This is a genomic window from Herpetosiphon giganteus (genome assembly GCF_016907925.1).
GTDB lineage: Bacteria > Chloroflexota > Chloroflexia > Chloroflexales > Herpetosiphonaceae > Herpetosiphon > Herpetosiphon giganteus.
In genome coordinates this window covers 17,238-39,470 of record NZ_JAFBCZ010000016.1, presented here as the reverse complement: position 1 = coordinate 39,470, position 22,233 = coordinate 17,238, and the positions used below count along the sequence as shown (strand labels likewise).

The window sequence follows — 22,233 nt, the reverse complement described above, 5'->3', positions numbered from 1 at the left end:
AAGCAATCGTTTAATTGCAAAAAAACAGCACGCGATCGCTCAAATCGCGTGCTGTTTTTTATGCGCGTGCTCGGTCATAGCCTATAGCCAACAGCCAAGTGCCTTATGTTCTATGTTCTATGCTCTCTGTTCTTCCAAGGCCAATTGCATGCGTCGCAAGCCTTCAGCTAGCACCGAGCGCGGCGTGGCAAAATTGACACGCCAGAAGCCCAAGCCAGCCTCGCCATACAAGCCACCTTTTTCTGGCCCAACCTTGGCCTGCGTCCGAAAACGCTCAGTTAGTTCGTCTTCGCTCCAGCCAGTTGCCCGAAAATCGAGCCATGCCAAGTAGGTGCCTTCGAGCGGAGTTAACCGAACCTGCGGATGCTCAGCAAAAGTTTGTTCAATCAGACGATAGTTTTCGCGTAGATATTCACGCAATGCATCGAGCCATTCAGCACCAGCTTCATAGGCTACGGTCAGGCCAATATCGCCAAAGACGGTGCCAACGTGATAGCCGCTACGACCTTTTTCTTCCTCATAGAGCTTACGCTTTTCTTCATTGGCAATCACGCCATACGAGGTTGTCAAGCCGGGCAAGTTGAAGGTTTTGCTCGGTGCGGCCAAGGTAATCAGCAAGTCGGCCAAATCGGGGCGCAAACGGCCAAGCGGGGTAAATTCGGCAAATAACGTTAGGTCGCAGTGAATTTCGTCGCTCACGATTATGACGTTATGCTGCAAACATAAATCAGCAATTCGATTCAGCTCATCTGCGTTCCAAACCCGCCCAACCGGATTATGCGGGCTGCACAAAACCAACATTTTGGCTTGGGCTAATTTGGCATCAAGATCAGCAAAATCAATTTGGTAGCGACCATCGACTTCAAGCAGCCGATTTTCGATAATCGTTCGGCCATTATCAGTAATCGCGCCATAAAACGGGGCATACACTGGCGGCTGCACCACAATTCCATCGCCTGCTTGAGTAAAAGCGCGCACTGCCACGTTCAGCGCAAACACAACCCCAGGATTAATCACCAACTGTTCTTGCGGAATTTCCCAGTGATGGCGGGTCTGATTCCAATGTTGAATTGCCTTGAACATGCGCTCAGGACGCGCAGCATAGCCATAAATTGGATGTTGAGCACGCTCGATCAAGGCCGCTGTAACCGCTGGCGGCGAGCGAAAATCCATATCAGCAACCCACAATGGCAACACATCAGCGCCGCCAAGGTATTGCTCGCGCATATCCCACTTTACCGAATTGGTGTTAACTCGATCAATCACCTGATCAAAAAAATCCGCAGCAATCATGCATGCTTCCTCACGGCCACAAACAAGCTTCTTCAGCACCAGAACCATCAAACAACTCGGCGCTGAGCCGCCCAACGGTTCTGTTGGCAGTAATTGTACTACCAATTTGCAGCCGATTTCGAATAGTTGATTGCCAGCACTCCTCAATTTTTACTCGTCAATGAGCATGAACAACTCAACCAAAAAAGCCCCTCGCCCGCGCTGTGGGAGAGGGGTTGGAGGTGAGGGAACACCTATTTAGCGGCGATAGGCTTTGGCTGCTTGCTGTTTCTGGCGCTCAAAGGCATATTCAACACCCGCTTGCAACGTGCCTTGGGTGCGCACACCCTGCAAATTCACCCCAAGTTGCACGAGCGTTTGGGCCATCTCAGGTCGAATGCCCACCAACAGCACTTCGGCTCCCACCAATTTGGCGGCTTGGGCCGATTGAATTAAATGGTGAGCGACTTGGGTATCAACCACCGGAACCCCCGTTACATCGATCAAGACAGTCGAGGCTTGCTCCTCACTGATGCGATTTAAGAGCGCTTCGGTAATGCGGCTGGCGCGGTATTCGCCCAACGTACCAATCAATGGCACGACCAACACGCCTTGAGACAATGGAATAATCGGCGTGGAGATTTCTGCAATTTGGCTGGCCTGCTCGCGAATATGCTGTTCGCGTAACTTGAGAATCGTATCGGAAAGTTTCATTGCGCCAGTATAAATAATCGCATGCATCCGTTGCATCCACCACAACAATGCGCTTGGATTCGACTCAAAGGTTTGAAGCAAATCGTTACTAATCACCTCAACGCCCATATTGATACCAAACAAAATATCTTCGACCGATGCGCCTTGTTCTGCGCGTTGCGGCCCAATGCGCAGCAGAAAATTGGACATTTCTTGGACTGTGCCATTGTTCAGATCAGTCACGAACGCAGTATAAGCATAGCGAATTGAGGTTTCTAGTTGCTCATAGCTAAAACTGCGATAGAGATTAATTTTGGCATTAAACACACGGTTAGTCGCTGCTTTAACATACTGATCAAAGTGCGCTTGAACATGGTCAAGGATGATTTGCATGGGAGGCTCCATTGCTGGCGCACCAGTGATCGCACATGGGACAGTGATCAGCGTGGCGCTGAATAATTTTGTTGATCAATAAGGGCTAAATCCATCATAGCCTAGAATAATCGCCCTCGCAATCCTGTTTATTCGCCCGTACTTTGTCCCCTCTAAGTGGGATTTTGGCGGCGCGAATGTTAATAGCTTGTAAGCAGCGCGGCCAGCTTTTCGGTTCTATAATACTCACAGGTTTCTTTTGCAGGAGACAGATGATGACACTTGCAACCAATGTTCATCGGCTGCCCAATGGCTTGACCGTAATTACCCGCGAAGTACATACCGCGCCAATCGCCACCAACTGGATTTGGTATAAAGTTGGCGGGCGCAACGAGCGGGTGGGAATTTCGGGCATTTCGCACTGGTGCGAGCATATGTTGTTCAAAGGCACGCCCTCAATGCCCAAAGGTGCCTTCGATGCAACGATTGCGCGCAATGGCGGTACCTTCAATGGCTTTACTTGGATCGATTACACCGCCTATTATGAAACATTGCCAGCCGATCGCTTGAAATTGGGCTTGCAAATCGAAGCTGATCGCATGGTCAATTCATCGTTTGATCCTGATGAGGTCGCTTCCGAACGTACGGTAATTATCTCCGAACGCGAGGGCAACGAAAATAGCCCGAGTTTTTGGCTTGATGAAGAATTACGCTCCACCGCCTTCAAAGTTCACCCCTATCGGAATGGCGTAATCGGCTGGAAGAGCGACCTGCGGGCCATGACCCGCGAAGATTTATATACCCACTACAAAACCTTTTATGCGCCCAATAATGCGGTGCTGGTCGTCGTCGGCGATTTCAAAACCGACGAAGTGCTGAAGCAAATCGAAGAATTGTATGGCCCGATTCCTCAAGGCTTGCCATTGCCTGAAGTGCGCGGCGAAGAGCCAGAGCAACAAGGCGAACGCCGCGTCCATGTTTCGCGGCCCGGTCCCAACTCGATGATTCAAGTTGCTTTCCATGCGCCACCAGCCACCTCGCCCGATTGGGCAGCATTAACCGTGCTTGATGCAGTCTTGACTGGCGGCAAATCGCCGTCGTTCACTGGTGGCGGCGCGCAAACCAATCGTTCAGCCCGCTTGTATCGGGCTTTGGTCGAAGGCGAATTGGCAACCGGAGCTTATTCGTCGTTTATGGCCACGCTTGATCCATTTTTATTCGAAGTTGGCGCAACCGTGCGCCCAGATCGCACAGTCGAGCAAGTTGAGCAAGCGCTCTACGGCGAAATTGAAAAGCTGCAACAAACGCCAATCAGCGACGCAGAATTGCACAAAATTCAGCGTCAAGTGCGCGCTCAACAAGCCTATAGCCTCGAACGTATTAGCAACCAAGCTATGATGTTAGGTATGTGGCAAACCCTCGATAGCTACGAACGCGCCGATAGTTCGTTGGATGAAATTGCTGCTGTTACTGCTGCCGATGTGCAACGCGTTGCCCAAGAATATCTAGCGCCCCAAAAACGCAACGTGGGGATTTTCACTCCAAGCAATAGCAGCGGCGGTGGCCAAATTACCCCAACCGCTCGCACATTTCACCCAGCGCTGAGCTTTTATAATGCCAAAGCCGCTGAAGCCGAAGCGACTGCCGCAGCCAATAATGGCTCGCAAGCAACCCGCCATGTGCTGAGCAATGGAATTGTTGTGTTATTGCAGCGCAATCCCAACAGCCCAACCGTGAGCATTCAAGGTGAAATTGCGCTTGGTCAAGTGCACGAGCCAGCCGCATTAAATGGCGTGGCCGTGTTCACTGCCTCGGCACTCAATCGTGGCACAACCACGCGCAGCTTCCACGATATTACAAATATCACCGAAGATCGCGGCTGCTCGATTGCCGCCAGCGCAGGCCGCCACACCACGTCGTTTGGTGGCAAAGCCTTGAGTGACGATGCACCATTAATTTTGGAATTATTGGCCGATGTGCTGCGCAACCCAACCTTCCCCGAACGCGAAATTGAACGCTTGCGCACCCAATTTACAACCATGCTGCGCCAAAGCGAGCAAGATACACGCTCGCAAGCCTCGAAAGCCGCCCGCGAGCAGCTGTATCCCAGCGATCATCCGTATTATTTGTCGCCCAATGGCTCGCTCGAAACCGTGCCATCCATCACGACCGCCGATTTGGCAGCCTTTGCCAAACGCTATCACCCAGCTGCAACCACAATTGCAATTGTTGGCGATATTGATGAAACGGCGATTTTGGCCGAAGTTGAGCGCTGGTTTGGCGATTGGCAAGGCCAAGGCGAGCCGCCAGCCACCAACGTGCCCGAAGTTGCCCAACCGCAAAGCGTGCAACGTCGCGAAATTGTGGTCGAAGGCAAAACCCAATCCGACCTTGTTTGGGCAGTGCCAGGCTTAGCCCGCACCGACCCTGATTTTTATGCAGCTATGATGGCCAATTTGGTGCTTGGCCAACTAGGCTTGATGGGCCGTTTGGGTGAAAATGTGCGCGACAAACAGGGCTTGGCTTATTACGCCACCAGTCGCATCGATGCCGATGTTGGGGCAGGCGCATGGGTCGTCTATGCAGGCATCAATGCCAAAAATGTTGATCGCGCCCTCAACGCCATTCAAGAAGAAGTTGATCGTTTGCTGGCCGAAGGCATTAGCGAACTCGAACGCAGCGATTCGGTTGCCTATCTCACGGGGATGTTGGGCATTAGCCTTGAAGCTAATAGTGGCATCGCCAACATGCTCTTGAATATCGAGCGCTTCAAGCTGGGGCTGGATTATGTTCAACGCTACCCCGAAATTATCGGCTCAGTCACGCTTGAGCAAATTCACGCCGCTGCCAAACGCTTGCTCTCCGCCGATCGCTATGTGATTGGCGTAGCTGGCCCAGCAGCCTAGATTGGGATAAGTTCCCTCACCCCCCAGCCCCCTCTCCCACTAGATGCGGGCGAGGGGGAGCACGATTGAAAACCAAGAAATCAGGCTTCAACCACTGAACTAAACTCCCCTCTCCCGCGCCACGGGAGAGGGGTTGGGGGTGAGGGAACTCTTCATTCCCACTATTAAATTTAGCTGGTTGCAGCCTCGATCGCTGCTGCAAGATCAGTCCACAGATCTTCTACATCCTCAATCCCAACGCTCAGGCGCAATAACGATGGTGGCAGATGCTCCTGCCCAGGAATTGCCGCCCGCCGTTCCATCGTCGATTCAACTGCCCCAAGGCTGGTCGCATGGTGGATTAATTGCACTTGCTTGCAAACTGCATCGGCAACCTCAGCTCCGCCCACAAGATCAAACGAAATAATCGTGCCAAAACCTTTGAGCACCCGTTGCGCCGTCACATGGGTTGGATGCGAGGCCAAACCAGGATAGCGCACACGCATAACCTGCGGATGGGCTTCAAGCCGCTCGGCTAGTAGCATTGCACTTTGTTGCGCCCGCTGGAGCCGCACCGCCAAAGTCCGCGCGCCACGCACCGCGAGATAAGCCTCAAGCGTGCCGGGCGTTGCTCCGGTTAGTTCACGCGATTTTTTAAGCGCATGCCAGAAGCCAAGATCGTTGGTCGTCGCAACACCAGCCAACAAATCTGAGTGGCCACCAATAAATTTGGTTGCCGATTGCAAGGCCACAGTTGCACCAAAAGCAAGCGGCTGCTGGTTGAGCGGAGTCGCAAAAGTATTATCAACCGCAACAATCGCGCTTGCTTTGCGCGGCGCAGCACAAATAACCGCTAAATCAGCAACCGTCAGCAATGGGTTTGATGGCGATTCGAGCCAAACCAAATCGGCCTTAGCACACGCAGCAACCCAAGCAGCAGTATCATCAACTGCAATACGCTGCAACGACCAACGTCCACGCTCAGCACCAGCCATGGCCAACCCAGCAACGCCTTGATAGCAATCATCAGGCAGCACCACCAGCGCGCCAACCGCCAGCTGATCAAATACCGCCGCAATTGCCGCCATGCCTGAGGCAAACGCCAGTGCTTTACCACCTTCTAAGCCGCCAACCACCGCTTCAAGCGCTTCCCACGTTGGCGTGCCATCATCGCGCGAGTATTCACGGCCACTACCGATAAGAAAGTTTGAGGCTGGCATAAGCGGCACATTCAGCGGATCGCCTGGCTGCGAACCACGCCCCGCTGAAACGAGCCACGATTCTGGTTTGATGTTTGATGAATGGGCCATATCAATCCCCCAAATAACAAGTAATTCGCTCCGAAGCTCATGGTTGATCATAGCAAATTAGGGTTGGTGCTTCAAATTGATTCTAGCTTTCTTCTCCATAGAACAATTGGGTTCTTAATGATGTTAAATTTCAATCTGGGTTCACCACCCTTCCGTCCCTCCGCCGGAGGTTTTCATCCCCCTGCATCCCCAAATATTAATCCTGTGGAATCTATTCCTTATTACAATTCCCCTTATTTTACTTTGCGTGCTTTACAGGCATAACGAATGCGCCAGAATAAACTATCTGGCTTATTTGACAAGGATAAAATTCATATTACTATTAGATATATCACGGAAGGATATATTATGGAATATGTAATTTTGGGCTTATTGCTGCTCAAGCCACGCAGCAGCTACGAAATCAAGAAAATTCTTGAAGAAACGATCTCGCTGTTTTATAGCGCCAGTTTTGGCAGCATCAACAGCGCACTTGAAAAACTGATCGCTAAGCAAGCAATTACGGTAGAGGAACAGATTGAGGCTGGTCGATTTAAAAAAATCTATAGCCTCACACCTGTGGGAAAAATTGCCTTCGATCAATGGCTGGCAAGTGCCATTCCCCAAGAGAAGGTCAAAGAACCAGCCTTAACGCGCTTGTTTTTTATGGGCTTTCTCACGCCAAACGAGCGCATTCGGCTGGTGCGCGAACATCTTACAAGCTTGCAAATAGTGCATGCCCAGCTCAATAGTTTGCTGCGCGAGCGCGAACAAACCGCCGTTGACCAACATCAACAAGCGATCGCCGATTTTCAATGGCTTACCTTGGAATATGGCGTGGCCTACTACAACTTCAGCATCAACTGGTATCAACAATTATTAACCAAACTTGAGGAAACTGGCCATGAGTGAAGCACTAAACGCCAAAATAATGGCGTTGCACAATTTTGATTTGCACTACTATACGCTGGGCAATCCCAGCAACCCAAGTTTGGTGTTAATTCACCCAGCATTTGGCGATCATCAATGTTTTGTTCAGCAGATTGAAATGTTTGCCAAACATTATTATGTTATCTTGATCGATCTGCCTGGCCATGGCCGTTCGCAACCAAACCAAAGCATAATTGGCATCGAACGCACTCCCGAATATTTGGCAGCGATTTTGCAAGCAGAAAACCAGATGCAAGCTCATGTGTTGGGAGTTTCGCTTGGCTCACTCGTCGCGCAAGAATTTGGCTATCGCAACCCAAGCCTGGTCAAAAGCCTAATTGTGGTTGGTGGCTACAGCATTTTTGGCGATCAACGAGCGATCATGCGGGCGCAACGCAAAGAAATGCTGAAATGGATGTTTTTGGTGGTGTTCTCAATGGAGCGTTTTCGGCGCTATGTTGCCAAAACCAGCGTGTTGTATCCAGCAGGTCAAGGCTTGTTTTACCAACGCATGCAGCATTTTTCACGCTCATCATTTCGATTAATGAGCAAATTGAATCAACTGATGCACCCAAATCAAACAGCACCAAATCACCCATTATTAATTCTGGTTGGCGAGCATGATCAATCGGTTATTGTGCAAGCAGGCCGTGAATGGCAGCAACGCCAGCAACATGCTACACAACATCTGTTGCCAAATGCTGGCCATTGCGCCAACATGGATAATCCAGAATTATTCAATCAACTGGTGCTCGATTTTCTGCACCAAGCCCAGTAAGTTTGTAACAGCCTGTACTGGGCTAATGTGGTTTTCATGCCCTCACCCCTAGCACCCATTTTTACCGACGAATTGTGACAAGAACCACAATAAAAAGCCCCTCGCCCGCTCCGTGGAAGAGGGGTTGGGGTGAGGGCATGTAGCTATTTGCTTGCCCACGGCAAATAGATCTGGATTCGGTGGTTGATTGGCTGGGTCGGCATAAGCGTTACAGTTGGCAACTCGCTCGGCGTTGCGGTTGGCACTTCAGTTGGCGTAATTGTTGGTATTTCGGTAAACGTTGCAGTTGGCACTTGTGTTGGTATCACAGTTGGCGTTGGCGTATTGGTTGGTGTATTCGTCGCAGTGTTAGTTGGCGTATTGGTTGGTGTTTTGGTTGGTGTATTCGTCGCAGTGTTAGTTGGCGTATTGGTTGGCGTATTGGTTGGTGTATTCGTCGCAGTGTTAGTTGGCGTATTGGTTGGCGTATTGGTTGGTGTATTCGTCGCAGTGTTAATTGGCGTATTGGTTGGGATTGCGGTTGGCGTGGCGGTTGCAGGCTCTTGGGTAGCAGCTCCAGGATTATAAACCTCAAAAATACGCGATTGGCTGCTGCTGGCTTGGGTTCCGCCAGCAGGCACATAGATTCGCCCGCCAACCAACATTGGCGCATGCCCTTGACGCGCCGTGGGCATGGCAGCCACGCTGCGCCAACGCTTCGTCACAGGATTGTACACATCAACCCGATCGCTGACACTCGCTTGATCTGACCCGCCCAGCAGATAAAATTCGCCTTTGTGCCAAATAGCTTGGCCCAAATCAGCCCGCGCTTGCGGCAAAGGTGGAATTGTCTGGTCGCTCACGCTACTCGTCCATGTTTGGGTCAGCGGATCATAGATTTGCACATCGGCGCTCGCCGCCCCAGTTGGGCCGCTAGCTCGCCCGCCAAACAAGTAGAAATAGCGCCCATCAGTGCCGCCAGCAGCGCCATTGCGCGCCAAGGGGATTGTTGGCAACGAAGCCCACGTATTGGCAACTGGATCATACAGCGCATGATAATTTGAGGTATTGCCGCTGACAATTCCGCCAGCAACATAGATTTTGCCATCAATTAATGCAGAGCTAGCAGCCAGCGTGGCAAATGGCATCACCGCGCCTTGCGACCACGTATTGCTCGAAGGTTGATAGATTTGGACTTTGCCAGCGCTTGTGCCTGCGCCGCCAAACAAATAGAGCCGTTGATTCCAAACTTGGGCCGTGTGGCTATGGCTTTTATACGGGCGTTGCGCCAAACCAGCATTCCACGAGTTGGCCCCAAGATCGAAGGCCGCTGTAGCGCCATTGCTCTCGCCAACCAAATACATTTTATTGCCGATAATCCCGCCAGAAGCCTCACCGAGCGAGATTGGCAAAGTTCGGGCCAATTCCCAATGATCTTCAAGCTGGCCAATCCACATTTCTGGATTGGGCACATAGCCGCCAGTGGTGACCAAAATTTTATTGCCATAGGCTGCGCCAACTGGAGTTTTGCGTACCCCAGGAATCGAGGTTAATTTCATCCATACATTGTCATTGGGATCATAGAGCATCACATCGGCAGAAGCTAAGCCATAATCGCCACCATTGACCGAGCCACCAACGACCATAATTCGGCCATCGACTTCAAACACCGACGAGGTGATATGGCCACGGCCTTTGGGCAAATCGGCCACCCGCGTCCAGCTATCGCTAACGGGATCATAGCGATCAACTTCGACTTGGCTGCTGGTCGATTCAGCGGCTAGATATTGACCGCCAATCGCATAGACAGAGCCGTTCAGCGTCGCCGCGCCAAGATGATTGCGGGCATTGGGCATGGGTGCGGCTGTGCGCCAAACTTGGCTATCCAAATTAAGCACAAAATGCTGGTCGCTATCCCATTCTTCGAGCTGGCGATCGCGGCGATGCGCACCACCAAAAAAGTGAATTTCGCGGCCCAACTTGGTTGCGCCAGCTGCGCCCCGATCTTCTGGCAAATCGGGGCCACGGCTCCACGCATTGGTAATGGTGTTGTAAACCCAGACATGCTGCGTGCTGCCGCCTGGCGAATCGCCAATATAGCCACCAAGCACATAAATCAAATTCCCATCGGCAACGACAGGCGCATGGGTGATCGCTTCAGGAATATTGGCACAAATTCGCCATTGATTGGTAGTGATGTTGTAGGCAAAAACGGTATCAGTGGCTTGCACTTGGTTGGTATAAAACCCGCCAATCACATACAAGCTATCGCCCACAATTGCCCCGCCAGCCTCAAAACGAGCTAAAGGAATCGGCTGAAACGTATCCCAATTAAACATATTTGGGTTGGCAGCAACGCGAGAATGGGAAATCTGAGGAGCAATGTGGGCTTGGATTGGTTTTAAATAGCGAAGACCAAACAAACCCAGCATGCTGAATAGCAGCAACCAACGAACAAAGCTTAAGCGCATAACATCCCTAAAGCAGCGCTAATTAAGCGTAATGCAGTTAATCAGCAAACTGGATATAGCCAAAACGTCCGGTGCAGGCTATTATACAAAGAGCGTCAAGTTGAAAGAGCAAATCAATTTCATATTCATTCACAGTGCTGCAACAACTGTGAACGTGTTGTCGTCCAATCGAGGCCAAAACCATAGGAGGAAGTTATGCAACCATACACCGATAATGATACCGAACGCGCACGCCAAATCGAGGCTGCCCAAGCTCAATATCCGATCTATCAAACCAATCAACCAGCGCCAAGCAACAAATTTCTAGATCAACTGACTGCGCAGCGCGATTCACGTGGGATTGCCGCAATTGGCTTGATTGTGTTTGGGGTTTTATGGTTTTTAGCTCGTTTAATGGGCGGCGCTGATTTTGGGATCGATACCGACGCATTTATTCCAGCCATGATTTTATTTACGATTGCCAGTTGTTTCTTCTTCTTTGCCTTTGCCAAACGCCTATTTGGGCTTTTCATTCCTGCGGCAATTCTGACTGGACTTGCGGTTGGGATTCCCTTTGCCAACCTCACCAATGGCTTGTCGGTTGTTTGGGGCTTAGCCTTGGGCTTTGGCTCAATTGGCCTGCTTGGCAAGCCACTATTTCGCACCAATGGCTTTTGGGGCTTTATTCCGGCCTCGATTTTGTTTGTTGTTGGTACGATTATCGCAATTACCACCTTGCCAGGTTTCCTAAGTCTTGGTATGGTATGGGTGCCGATCGTGCTAATCGGGGCAGGTCTCTACCTTGGTTGGGGCCGCAGCCGGATCTAGTCATACTCGGCAGTATTGAACAACCACGGAGCCAATTCCTCGGCTCCGTGGTTTTTTGTTGGCCTTAAGCCTGCTATAGAGGCCCACCAGCTAGCTTAATGGAGTTCGATTCGATGCAACAATCACCAACCAACGACACGTGGCAAGCAGATGTTTCCGAAACTGCAATCGGCGGTTTGCGCGCAATCTTGATTTCTACCGCCGCCACTGCTGGCTTGATTGCCATTTTTTGGTGGCTTTCAGGCTTTATTAATAATGACATTAACCAATTTGATCTTAATGGCTTGGCTGGTGGGTTTTGGTTGCGCAGCCACGCGCCCTATCTCACGCCAATTTTTTATTTGGCGACATGGATTGGCACGCTCTATGGCTTAAGTTTCCAAACCCTGCTCGTTGGTTATTGGCTGTATCGGCGCAAGCCAACAGCATGGCGCAGCCGCTTGAGCTTAATCGTCTTAGCCCTGCTTGGGGCTGCAATTTGGATGACGGTGCTCAAACAGGGCTTCGAGCGGCCACGGCCCAGCATCTTCGAGCCAGCCTACCAGATCAGCACCTATAGCTTTCCCAGTGGCCATGCCATGGCCGCGGCAGCATGGTACGGCAGTTTGGCAATTGCCCTCAGTTATGGCCAGCGCCAACAACGCCGCTTGGGCCTTATTAGTGGCTTGGCAGCAATCGCCGTGCTGATTGGCATTTCACGGGTCGTTTTTGCCGTGCATTATCCCACCGATATTAGCGCTGGCTGGATTGGCGGGATCGCATGGTTAGCGTGTTTGCGGACCTTGTGGCATGGCATTAGTTGGCAACGGCAGCGCCATCGAGCCAATTAAGTTAACAGCTGCTTGGCCACAATATAGCCAGACCCACCGTTAATTCCATGGCCCGGCCAGGTTGCAGCCCCAAGCATAAAGATATTGGATACCAAGGTTTGGTGGCTTGGTTGGGCTGGCATTGGCCGCAACAGATAGCTTTGCGCAAAATCGTGTGCACCTCCATAGGGATCGCCAGGCCCAAGGTTGGGGCTAAATTGGGCCAAACTGCTTGGCGTAATCACGTTTATGCCCAAAACACTTGATGGAATATTCGGAATATGGCGTTCAACGATTGCCAAAATCCGTTCAACAAAGCGCTTGGTCAAATCGCCTGTCCATGTGCCATCGCCAACCGCAATCTGGCCAGCAGCATCGCCAAGCGGGCGGCACGGCACTTCGAGCACTTGCACCCGCATAATCGCCTTGCCTGCTGGCGCACGGCTTGGGTCGAGGTTGGTTGGGCAATCAACAGTAAACGTCGGATTACTCGGCAACAAGCCCGCCATTGCTTGGGCAACTGCCAAGGTGCATTGATTCAAGCCATCGGTTAAATGCGGCTGGCCAATCCGATTAAAGCGTTGATCAGGCCAGCGCGGCGGCTCGCTGAGCGCCAAATGAATTTGCACGCAACCGCGCCCATAACGATAGTTTTTGGCTTGCTGGAGCACATAATCTGGCTGTGGCGTGTCGGCCAACAAGCGCAAATACAGCTGATCAGGATTGACCGACGCAATCACATGCTCGCGCACCTTGAAGGCCTCGCCAGTATTGGTATGCACTTCGCTGGCCTTGCCATTAGCCAGCACAATTCGCGTGGCTGCGGTTTGCGTGCGAATCACGCCGCCATGATCGCTAATTAAACGGCCCAACGCCACGGCTAATTGCTCGCTGCCACCTTCTGGTGTGGCCATGCCCGCGCCCATCGTCGCCAACACAATCAGATAAACCCATAAACCACTGCCAATTTCATCGGGATTACGGCCAAGATGCATGACCCATGGCGCAAGCATGGCCTGCATCACTGGCGATTGAAATGGGCTGACCACATGGCGCGCCGTTTCAAACAGCAACTTACTAAATGGCGAATAACCAGCTTCGCCACGCAGCAAGCGTTGAATAATCGTTTGCGCTGCGGGCGATTGCAGATCCATCGCGAACAAGCGAAACACATCCTCAACATAGGGATTGAATGAAGCCAGCATTTGACCAAAGATTGCGCCATCGCCCGCTGCTAAGCGCTCAGCCTCGGCCAAAACAGCCTCGAAGGCTTGGGGTAAAATCGCGGTTCTGCCATCGCTAAACGATACGCCAGTTGGAATATCGGTGTTGATGTAGCGCAAACCACGGGCGGTTAACTCAGCGCCAAGCTCGGCATAGGCTTGGCTAGTAGTAAAAAGTGGATGCGCCGAGGAATAGACATCGTGCTTGAAGCCAGGCAAGGTTAATTCTTCCGTCCGAACCAGCCCGCCAATCCGATCGTTGTTTTCGAGCACCAACACCGATTTGCCTGCCCGCGCCAAGTAAGCTGCTGTAATCAGGGCATTGTGTCCGCTGCCAATCACCACACTATCGTAGCTATCCATAACACTCCTTTCACACGCCGATAAAGCAAAAGGTAGCGCTAGCTAGCTATTCAAACAGCTATTTCAAGTCATCTTTGATTAAAACCCTTGCATGCGCGTATCTTAACGTGTTTTAATTAATTTCATTGGAATAAGTATTGGTCTTTTGATCAAAGGAGCGCCAACGATGTTCTCAAGGAGACGATTTTCTGCTCGTGGTGGATCGCGCTTGGCCTTATTGGCCTGTTTGCTACTCAGCCCAATGCTGTTTTTGGGCAAGCCCCAAAGTACGTTTGCCGCAACCAACCTCGCGCTGGGCAAAACCGCGCTGGCCTCAAGCAGTGAAAATGCCGATTTTGGCGCGGCACTGGCACTCGATGGCAATGTAAATACCCGTTGGAGCAGCAGTTTTGCCGATGGCCAATGGTTGCGGGTTGATCTTGGCAGTGTGCAAAGCTTCAATCGCATTGTTTTGCGCTGGGAAGCAGCCTACGCCAGCAGTTACCGCATCCAAAGCTCCAACGATGCCTCCACGTGGACGACGATTCAAACCGTCAGCAACAGCGATGGCAATCTTGACGATTTGAGCATCAGTGGCATAGGTCGCTATCTGCGAATCGAAAGCATCACTCGCGCCACAGCGTATGGCATTTCGCTGTTTGAATTTGAAATTTATGGCGTTACAAATAGCAGCAATCTTGCATTAAACAAAATAACGCTTGCCTCAAGCAACGAAAATGCGGCCACAACAGCCAACTACGCTGTCGATGGTAATCTGGATACTCGTTGGAGCAGCAGTTTTACCGATGGCCAATGGTTGCAAGTTGATCTTGGTAGCGTACAAAGCTTCAATCGCATTGTTTTGCGTTGGGAAGCGGCCTACGCCACGAGCTACCGCATCCAAAGCTCCAACGATGCCAACACATGGACGACCATCCAAACCATCAGCAACAGCGATGGCAATCTTGACGATTTGAGCATCAGCGGTACAAGCCGTTATCTACGGATCGAAAGCATCACTCGCGCCACAGCGTATGGTATTTCGTTATTTGAGGTTGAGATTTATAGTGGCAGCAGCCAACCAACCGTTCAGCCAACGACCCAACCGACAGCTCAGCCCACCGCCCAACCAACCACAATTCCAAATAGCTGCCCAACTTCGAGCAACATTGCCTTGAACAAACCAGCCTATGCTTGGTTTTACGAATCGAAAACTTCGACTCCGGCCCAAGCTGTTGATGGCAACGCCACGACTACGCGTTGGAGCCATCTTTGGTATCCAAGCGGCCCAGCCAATGCGTGGTTGTATGTTGATTTAGGTTCAACCAACGCCACAATTAATCGCGTGCGCATTCTGTGGGAATCAGCCTTTGCCGCCGATTATCAAATTCAAATTTCGAATGATCGCAGCAATTGGACGACGCTACGCAGCGTGGTTGGCAACACCCAAACCAGCAACGACTACAATCTGACTCCGGTTACTGGCCGCTATCTACGCATCAATATGACCAAAAAAGCCACCGAATATGGCTATTCAATCTGGGAATTGGAAGTCTATGGCTGCAACGCAGGCAACCCAAGCTACGATCCAGCGCCTACGCCATTAACGGGGAGCTATAGCCGAGTTTGGGTTGAAAATTTCGATGGCACTAATTTGAACATGAGCAATTGGGCCTACGATAACGATGTGCATGTCAATGGCGAGCAGCAGCAATATACCAGCAACAATGTTGCAGTCAGCGGCGGAACCTTGAAAATCACAGCCCGCAAAGAAACCGCCAACGGCTATCCCTTCACCTCAGGCCGAATTTTCGGCTTAGGCCGCCAAAGCTTTTTGTATGGCAAAATGGTTGCGCGTATGAAAATGCCGGTTGGCGAAGGCTACTGGCCAGCCTTCTGGATGATGGGCGCAAATATCAACGAAGTTGGCTGGCCTGGCAACGGGGAGCTTGATATTATGGAAAATATTGGCTATGGCAACTGGACATCAGGTGCATTGCATGGCCCAGGCTATTGGGGCGCTGGCTCGGCTGGCGGCTTGGTTAATTTACCAGCAGGCCAAACAACTGGCAATTGGCACACCTACGCCGTCGAATGGGACCCAACCTTTATCAAATGGTTCGTCGACGATCGCGAAATTCTGAGCTTTACCCGTGCCCAAATCATCGCCGATTATGGTCAATGGACATATGACAATCCCAAATTCTTCATCTTGAACTTGGCTTTGGGCGGCGAATATCCCGCTGGCTACAATGGCTGCACTGGCAATCCATTACCAGCAGGCTGTGCCTACTTCGGCATCAAACAATCAACCGTCGATAGTATTGTGGCGGGCAATGGCTTGCTCGAAGTTGATTATGTTGAAGTTTGGCAAAAACCAGCTTCAGCAGCCCAATACTTGCCACTTGCCCAACAATCTAAATAGCATTACCCTCAATCAGCGACCCGATTGATCCTCGATGGGGTCAGTCGGGTTATTATTTAAGCAGCGCATTCGTTTTAAGGAGCCAACCTATGCCTTCAGTGATTAATCTGCTTGAGAAATTTGGTCACTTCAACGATTATTGGAATCCACGGGTTGTTGGCGAGCTTAACGGCCAACACGTTAAAGTGGCAAAACTTCAAGGCGCTTTTGAGTGGCATCATCACGAACATGAAGATGAATTATTTTTCGTGGTGCAAGGCCGCTTGCGCATGCAACTGCGTGATGGCGATCAAGTACTGAATCAAGGCGATATGTTGATTGTGCCGCGTGGGGTCGAGCATTGTCCCGTAGCTGAAACCGAAGAAGTTTGGTTGATGATGTTTGAGCCAGCAACCACGCTCAACACTGGCAATTTGAACAACGAGCGCACCCGTAGTCAACTCGAACAGATTTAGCCAAGGATTAAGATCAAGCAAGCCTCTCATAGTTTTGCTGCTACGAGAGGCTGATGATCAATTAAATTGTGCCGCGCACATAGGCTTGGCCAATTGTAAACGTCATAATCACAAACAAAAACGAGCCAACGGTGACGGCTGCTGCAAAGCGGGTTTTGAGCTTCGGGCGGGCAATCGGAATCCAATAAAACAGCGAGCAAAAGAAAAGTGGTGCTAGCCCGCCGACATAATGAATATATAACTGCACGACACCAAGCCCTTGATCAAGCAACTTAATCCCCAACAGCGCTTGAATCATAATCACCAGTTGCATGCTAATAATCGCCACATTCGCCCAGCGATTAAGCTCTTTACCTTTCCAAGCCAGCCAACAGGTATAACCCATCGCCAAAAGGCTAACTATGATCACAAGCGACCCCATATGCATGTGAATAGTTGGCGAAAGGAACATACGATCGATCACAAAGACCTCCTAAATAGATTCTGAGAACCATTCTCACCGCATCTCGAACTGTATCATAAAAATCTCGCTTAATAAAAAAAACCGCCCTGTTTGTTGAACAAACAGGGCGGCTGAGCCTACGAAGATTTATTCGCCTTTCATTGCGATTGGCAAGAAAATCTTGACTTGGGTTGGTTGAGTCGTCGCCGTCGCAGTTGGCACGTTGGTGCTCGTTGCAGTTGGCACGTTGGTGCTCGTCGCAGTTGGCACGTTGGTGCTCGTCGCAGTTGGCACGTTGGTGCTCGTCGCAGTTGGCACGTTGGTGCTCGTCGCAGTTGGTACATTGGTTGCCGTTGCCGTGGCAGTTACAATTGCCGTGGCTGTTGCAGTCGGTACGTTGGTTGCCGTTGCGGTCGCAATCGACGTTGCGGTCGCGGTTGCAATCGCTGTAGCGGTCGCGGTTACGGTTGGCACGTCAGTCGCCGTCGCGGTCGGGACACTGGTTGCCGTTGGCACATCAGTTGCCGTCGCGGTTGGTACATTGGTCGCCGTTGGCACATCAGTGGCCGTTGCGGTCGGAACACTGGTCGCCGTTGGCACGTCGGTTGCCGTTGCGGTCGGGACACTGGTTGCCGTTGGTACGTCAGTGGCCGTTGCGGTCGGGACACTGGTTGCCGTTGGGACATCAGTTGCCGTTGCCGTTGGCACGTCGGTGGCCGTTGCGGTCGGAACACTGGTCGCCGTTGGTACGTCAGTGGCCGTTGCGGTCGGAACACTGGTTGCCGTTGGTACGTCAGTCGCCGTTGCCGTTGGCACGTCGGTTGCCGTTGCGGTCGGGACACTGGTTGCCGTTGGTACGTCAGTCGCCGTTGCCGTTGGGACATCAGTGGCCGTTGCGGTCGGAACACTGGTCGCCGTTGGTACGTCAGTGGCCGTTGCGGTCGGAACACTGGTTGCCGTTGGTACGTCAGTCGCCGTTGCCGTTGGGACTTCGGTCGCCGTTGCGGTCGGAACCTCGGTTGCGGTTGGTACAACGCTGGTTGCCGTTGGGACTTCGGTCGCTGTTGGCACTGGCGTATTAGTTGCCGCAGGTGCATCAAAGACTATTGGACTGGTACCATTGGCAAATTCGGTTGCATTGTCATAACTGTCGTTATCAGGATTGCCAGCTGCCCCATCATCACCAGTACCACTCAATGGATCAAGTCCATAGCTTACTTCCCAACCATCGGGCAAGGTATCATTATCACTATCGCTATCGTTTGGATTAGTAGTATTGCTATATTCGTCGGCATTGTTCAAATCATCAGCATCTGGGTCGCCAGCTGCCCCATCATCACCAGCGCCACTCAATGGATCAAGCCCATTATCAACTTCCCAGCCGTCAGGCAAGCTATCGTTATCGCTGTCACTATCGTTTGGATTGGTGCCTGCGACAGCTTCAGCGCCATCATTCAAGCCATCGTTGTCACTATCGTTGTCATTGGGATTCGTGCCATTTTGATATTCTTGCAAGTTGCTCGAATCATCAGCATCTGGGTCACCAGCTGCACCATCATCACCAGTACCGCTCAATGGATCAAGCCCATTATCAACTTCCCAGCCATCGGGCAAGGTATCGTTATCGCTGTCACTATCGTTTGGATTGGTGCCTGCGACAGCTTCAGCGCCATCATTCAAGCCATCGTTGTCACTATCGTTGTCATTGGGATTCGTGCCATTTTGATATTCTTGCAAGTTGCTCGAATCATCAGCATCTGGGTCGCCAGCTGCACCATCATCGCCCATGTTGCTCAATGGATTCAGGCTATTATCAACTTCCCAGCCATCAGGCAAGCCATCGCCATCACTATCAGCATTATTTGGGTTGGTACCCAGGCTCGATTCTTCACCGTCGGTCAAGCCATCATTATCGCTATCATTGTCATTTGGATTGGTGCCAGCTGCATATTCAGCAGCGTTATTCGAGCCATCAGCATCGGGATCGCCAGCTGCACCATCATCACCAGTACCGCTCAATGGATCAAGCCCATTATCGGCTTCCCAGCCATCAGGCAAACTATCGTTGTCGGTGTCACTGTCATTTGGATTCGTACCAACTGCGACCTCATCACCATCGTTTAACCCATCGCTGTCGCTATCAGCAACCTGTGGATTAGTATCGTTGGCAAATTCATCACCATTATCCAAGCCATCGTTATCAGGGTCGCCAGCAGCATCATTGGGATTCAATGGATTCAAGCCATTGTTCAATTCCCAGCCGTCTGGCAAACCATCATCATCACTGTCACTATCATTTGGATTCGTGCCAGCAACAGCTTCAGCGCCATCATTCAAGCCGTCGTTATCGCTGTCATTATCATTTGGATTGGTGCCATTTTGATATTCTTGTAGGTTATTCGAGCCATCAGCATCGGGATCGCCTGCTGCGCCATCATCGCCAGCGCCGCTCAATGGATCAAGTCCATTATCATCTTCCCAGCCATCGGGCAATCCATCGCCGTCAGTATCAGCGTTATTCGGATTCGTGCCCAAGGTGGCTTCTTCGCCGTCAGTCAAGCCATCGTTATCGCTGTCGTTATCATTTGGATTCGTCCCATTTTGATATTCTTGCAAGTTCGATGAGCCATCGGTATCGGGGTCGCCTGCTGCACCCTGGGTGCCAGTTGGATTCAAAGGATTCAGGCTATTGGTAACTTCCCAGCCATCGGGCAAGCCATCGCCATCACTATCAGGGTTATTCGGGTTGGTTCCCAACGCAGCTTCAGCGCCATCAGCCAAGCCATCATTGTCGCTGTCATTATCGTTAGGATGGGTACCTGCTGCATATTCGGCTGCATTATTCGAACCATCATTATCGGGGTCGCCGGTTGCGCCGTTGTTCCCGGTACTGTTCAATGGATTCAAGCCATGGTTGACTTCCCAGCCATCGGGCAAGGTATCGCCATCGCTATCAGCATTATTCGGGTTCGTGCCAGCGCTGGCTTCAGCGCCATCGGTCAAGCCGTCGTTGTCGCTATCATTATCATTGGGGTTGGTGCCATTTTGATATTCTTGCAAGTTGCTTGAGCTATCAGCATCAGGGTCGCCTGCTGCACCATTTGCGCCAGTATTGCTTAATGGATTGAGGCTGTTTGCAACTTCCCAACCATCGGGCAAGCCATCGGCATCACTATCGGGATTATTGGGATTCGTGCCCAAGGTGGCTTCCTGGCCATCCGTCAAGCTATCGTTGTCGCTATCGTTGTCATTGGGGTTCGTGCTATTTTGATATTCTTGCAAGTTGGTCGAGCCATCAGCGTCAGGGTCGCCTGAGCCACCTTGGTTGCCGCTTGCATTCAATGGATTGAGGCTGTTGGTAACTTCCCAGCCATCGGGCAAGGTATCGTTATCGCTGTCACTATCGTTTGGATTGGTGCCAAGCGCTGCTTCAGCACCATCGTTTAACCCATCGCCATCAGTATCAGCATTTTTGGGATTGGTGCCTCTTTGATATTCTTGCAGGTTGGTTGAACCATCAGCGTCAGGGTCGCCAGCTGCGCCATTTGCGCCAGTTGAACTCAATGGATTCAACGTATAGGTCACTTCCCAACCATCGGGCAAACCATCAGCATCACTATCGGGATTGTTCGGATTGGTGCCGGCGGTTGTTTCAGCGCCGTCATTCAAGCCATCGCCATCAGTATCAGCATTTTTGGGATTGGTCGATTTTTGATATTCTTGCAAGTTGGTCGAGCCATCGCTATCTGGGTCGCCAGCTGCGCCATTTGCGCCAGTTGCATCGTTTGGATTGAGCGTATAGCTGACTTCCCAACCATCGGGCATGCCATCGCCATCAGTATCGGGGTTATTCGGGTTAGTCCCATTGACGATTTCTTGGCCATCATTCAAACCATCGCCATCAGTATCAGGGTTAAGGGGGTTAGTGCCGTTGGTAATTTCATCACTATCATTCACCCCATCGTTATCGCTATCGGGGCGAAATGTTATCGCTGCAACTGCATCAATTTGATATGCAGTTAACAGTGAGGTAAAGCGGACATAGCGGTATGGAGTAGGCTTATTTGCATAGGTTACAGTGGTTGAATAAATCGAACCAAGTGATAAACCAATCAGATTTAATGGAGCCGAGGATATCACTTGGCGGCTACTATTGAGGAACTGAACCGTTGGAGCTATTTGTACGCCGATCCCAGCGTAGTAGACCACAAGGTCGCCAGTACCTTCTTCGTTTAAGCCCATATCGAGGGTCAGATTTAAGCCGACCAATCCTAGCACAGTTGTTGTAGTACCGTTTGGTGCGCCAACCGCATTATTGCCATTAACAATCACCCCGCTCGTACTCGAATCAACAGAATTAGCGTAGGGAGTCTCTCCAGCAGCTGCCGCAGAGCGTGCCATACCAAGATTAAGAACGACGATTAAGGCGAGTAAAAGCCGCCCATAATTGCGCTGAGACCGGAAGAAATTCATACGATTGCTCCTCTGAAATGGCTACATGTCGCGTTCAAAAATGCTGAAGTGCTAAGTAATTTGGGCTACCAGCTGCATCACAGTGGTTAATCGCTGCATTCGATAAAAATCAATCGTACCGATTAGGTAATGCAGCACAATAACTGGAACACTCAGACTTCAAAGCTACAAATATCAATCACATAGACCACAAGACACTGCATCAAATCATGGATGCTAGCATATCCATCACAAGCTTGTTGTTGATCAACGTTGATCGACGATCGGCAGAAAATGCAGCTACATCCTATACCATGCCAATTCAGATTCTGGTAATCTTTAGTCCTATATGCTTGAATTACCATGGTAATACAGGGGATGGGCTAGTACCACTTCTTGCTTAACCGTTATCACCCCAAACGGGGATTTATAACCCCAAAAGGTGATACGCTTTTTTATGGCTCAATTGCCCACAATAGGGCTTCACAAATTGAAACTCTTAATGTATTTTTAGAATTATAAATATGCGATTTTCGCTAGCTGAGGAATCGGTTTCAATAATCAATCACCTTGCAAGCAATCGTAGCAACAAGCATCAATGCAAATACG

At 50.9% G+C, this 22,233-nt stretch carries 14 protein-coding genes; 7 read left to right on the top strand and 7 right to left on the bottom strand.

Going from position 1 to position 22,233, the window contains the following annotated elements:
- Positions 1-117: 117 nt before the first annotated feature.
- Positions 118-1,293: a MalY/PatB family protein gene (locus JOD20_RS15135; RefSeq protein WP_204756070.1), complete on the bottom strand. Its 1,176-nt coding sequence runs from the start codon at positions 1,291-1,293 to the stop codon at positions 118-120.
- A gap of 237 nt (positions 1,294-1,530) precedes the next feature.
- Positions 1,531-2,358 (bottom strand): STAS domain-containing protein, encoded by an 828-nt coding sequence (locus JOD20_RS15130; RefSeq protein ID WP_204756069.1) that lies wholly within the window; start codon positions 2,356-2,358, stop codon positions 1,531-1,533.
- Positions 2,359-2,609: 251 nt separating this feature from the next.
- Here JOD20_RS15130 and JOD20_RS15125 point away from each other — a divergent pair, with 251 nt between their 5' ends.
- Positions 2,610-5,243: a M16 family metallopeptidase gene (locus JOD20_RS15125; RefSeq protein WP_204756068.1), complete on the top strand. Its 2,634-nt coding sequence runs from the start codon at positions 2,610-2,612 to the stop codon at positions 5,241-5,243.
- Positions 5,244-5,413: 170 nt separating this feature from the next.
- Here the strand turns inward: JOD20_RS15125 and JOD20_RS15120 are convergent, their stop codons facing one another.
- Positions 5,414-6,532 carry a trans-sulfuration enzyme family protein gene (locus tag JOD20_RS15120; protein WP_204756067.1) on the bottom strand — a complete coding sequence of 373 codons (1,119 nt, stop codon included), beginning with the start codon at positions 6,530-6,532 and terminating at the stop codon, positions 5,414-5,416.
- A 348-nt stretch (positions 6,533-6,880) separates the two neighbouring features.
- On the opposite strand from JOD20_RS15120, the gene JOD20_RS15115 reads away from it, so the two are divergent.
- Both JOD20_RS15115 and JOD20_RS15110 read left to right on the top strand, forming a co-directional pair.
- A complete protein-coding gene (locus JOD20_RS15115; RefSeq protein ID WP_204756066.1) occupies positions 6,881-7,423 on the top strand; it encodes a PadR family transcriptional regulator in 543 nt (180 codons plus the stop codon).
- A complete protein-coding gene (locus tag JOD20_RS15110; RefSeq protein ID WP_204756065.1) occupies positions 7,416-8,219 on the top strand; it encodes an alpha/beta fold hydrolase in 804 nt (267 codons plus the stop codon). The genes JOD20_RS15115 and JOD20_RS15110 overlap by 8 nt, the downstream gene beginning before the upstream one ends.
- Positions 8,220-8,362: 143 nt before the next feature.
- Here JOD20_RS15110 and JOD20_RS15105 read toward each other — a convergent pair whose 3' ends face one another.
- Entirely contained in the window at positions 8,363-10,669 is a 2,307-nt protein-coding gene (locus JOD20_RS15105; protein ID WP_204756064.1) for a Kelch repeat-containing protein, read from the bottom strand.
- Between the two features lie 195 nt (positions 10,670-10,864).
- Here JOD20_RS15105 and JOD20_RS15100 point away from each other — a divergent pair, with 195 nt between their 5' ends.
- Both JOD20_RS15100 and JOD20_RS15095 read left to right on the top strand, forming a co-directional pair.
- On the top strand, positions 10,865-11,476 hold the full coding sequence (locus JOD20_RS15100; RefSeq protein WP_204756063.1) for a hypothetical protein: 612 nt from the start codon (positions 10,865-10,867) through the stop codon (positions 11,474-11,476).
- A gap of 113 nt (positions 11,477-11,589) precedes the next feature.
- Positions 11,590-12,306, top strand: a complete 717-nt coding sequence (locus JOD20_RS15095) for a phosphatase PAP2 family protein (RefSeq protein ID WP_204756062.1) — start codon at positions 11,590-11,592, stop codon at positions 12,304-12,306.
- Here the strand turns inward: JOD20_RS15095 and JOD20_RS15090 are convergent.
- Entirely contained in the window at positions 12,303-13,871 is a 1,569-nt protein-coding gene (locus JOD20_RS15090; protein WP_204756061.1) for a phytoene desaturase family protein, read from the bottom strand. The two genes, JOD20_RS15095 and JOD20_RS15090, sit on opposite strands and share 4 nt — an antisense overlap.
- 166 nt (positions 13,872-14,037) lie before the next feature.
- Between JOD20_RS15090 and JOD20_RS15085 the strand changes: the two genes are divergently transcribed.
- Together JOD20_RS15085 and JOD20_RS15080 are read left to right on the top strand one after the other, a co-directional pair.
- Positions 14,038-16,275, top strand: a complete 2,238-nt coding sequence (locus JOD20_RS15085; protein WP_204756060.1) for a discoidin domain-containing protein — start codon at positions 14,038-14,040, stop codon at positions 16,273-16,275.
- Between the two features lie 89 nt (positions 16,276-16,364).
- Positions 16,365-16,730, top strand: a complete 366-nt coding sequence (locus JOD20_RS15080) for a cupin domain-containing protein (RefSeq protein WP_204756059.1) — start codon at positions 16,365-16,367, stop codon at positions 16,728-16,730.
- A 61-nt stretch (positions 16,731-16,791) separates the two neighbouring features.
- On the opposite strand, the gene JOD20_RS15075 is transcribed toward JOD20_RS15080, so the two are convergent.
- On the bottom strand, positions 16,792-17,193 hold the full coding sequence (locus JOD20_RS15075; protein WP_204756058.1) for a hypothetical protein: 402 nt from the start codon (positions 17,191-17,193) through the stop codon (positions 16,792-16,794).
- 126 nt (positions 17,194-17,319) lie between these two features.
- Positions 17,320-21,645 (bottom strand): hypothetical protein, encoded by a 4,326-nt coding sequence (locus tag JOD20_RS15070; RefSeq protein WP_204756057.1) that lies wholly within the window; start codon positions 21,643-21,645, stop codon positions 17,320-17,322.
- Positions 21,646-22,233 lie beyond the last annotated feature (588 nt).

Bases quoted from the DNA above. Each gene is read 5' to 3' on its own strand.
- JOD20_RS15135 (WP_204756070.1), bottom strand. From the start codon at position 1,293: ATGATTGCTGCGGATTTTTTTGATCAGGTGATTGATCGAGTTAACACC.
- JOD20_RS15130 (WP_204756069.1), bottom strand. From the start codon at position 2,358: ATGCAAATCATCCTTGACCATGTTCAAGCGCACTTTGATCAGTATGTT.
- JOD20_RS15125 (WP_204756068.1), top strand. From the start codon at position 2,610: ATGATGACACTTGCAACCAATGTTCATCGGCTGCCCAATGGCTTGACC.
- JOD20_RS15120 (WP_204756067.1), bottom strand. From the start codon at position 6,532: ATGGCCCATTCATCAAACATCAAACCAGAATCGTGGCTCGTTTCAGCG.
- JOD20_RS15115 (WP_204756066.1), top strand. From the start codon at position 6,881: ATGGAATATGTAATTTTGGGCTTATTGCTGCTCAAGCCACGCAGCAGC.
- JOD20_RS15110 (WP_204756065.1), top strand. From the start codon at position 7,416: ATGAGTGAAGCACTAAACGCCAAAATAATGGCGTTGCACAATTTTGAT.
- JOD20_RS15105 (WP_204756064.1), bottom strand. From the start codon at position 10,669: ATGCGCTTAAGCTTTGTTCGTTGGTTGCTGCTATTCAGCATGCTGGGT.
- JOD20_RS15100 (WP_204756063.1), top strand. From the start codon at position 10,865: ATGCAACCATACACCGATAATGATACCGAACGCGCACGCCAAATCGAG.
- JOD20_RS15095 (WP_204756062.1), top strand. From the start codon at position 11,590: ATGCAACAATCACCAACCAACGACACGTGGCAAGCAGATGTTTCCGAA.
- JOD20_RS15090 (WP_204756061.1), bottom strand. From the start codon at position 13,871: ATGGATAGCTACGATAGTGTGGTGATTGGCAGCGGACACAATGCCCTG.
- JOD20_RS15085 (WP_204756060.1), top strand. From the start codon at position 14,038: ATGTTCTCAAGGAGACGATTTTCTGCTCGTGGTGGATCGCGCTTGGCC.
- JOD20_RS15080 (WP_204756059.1), top strand. From the start codon at position 16,365: ATGCCTTCAGTGATTAATCTGCTTGAGAAATTTGGTCACTTCAACGAT.
- JOD20_RS15070 (WP_204756057.1), bottom strand. From the start codon at position 21,645: ATGAATTTCTTCCGGTCTCAGCGCAATTATGGGCGGCTTTTACTCGCC.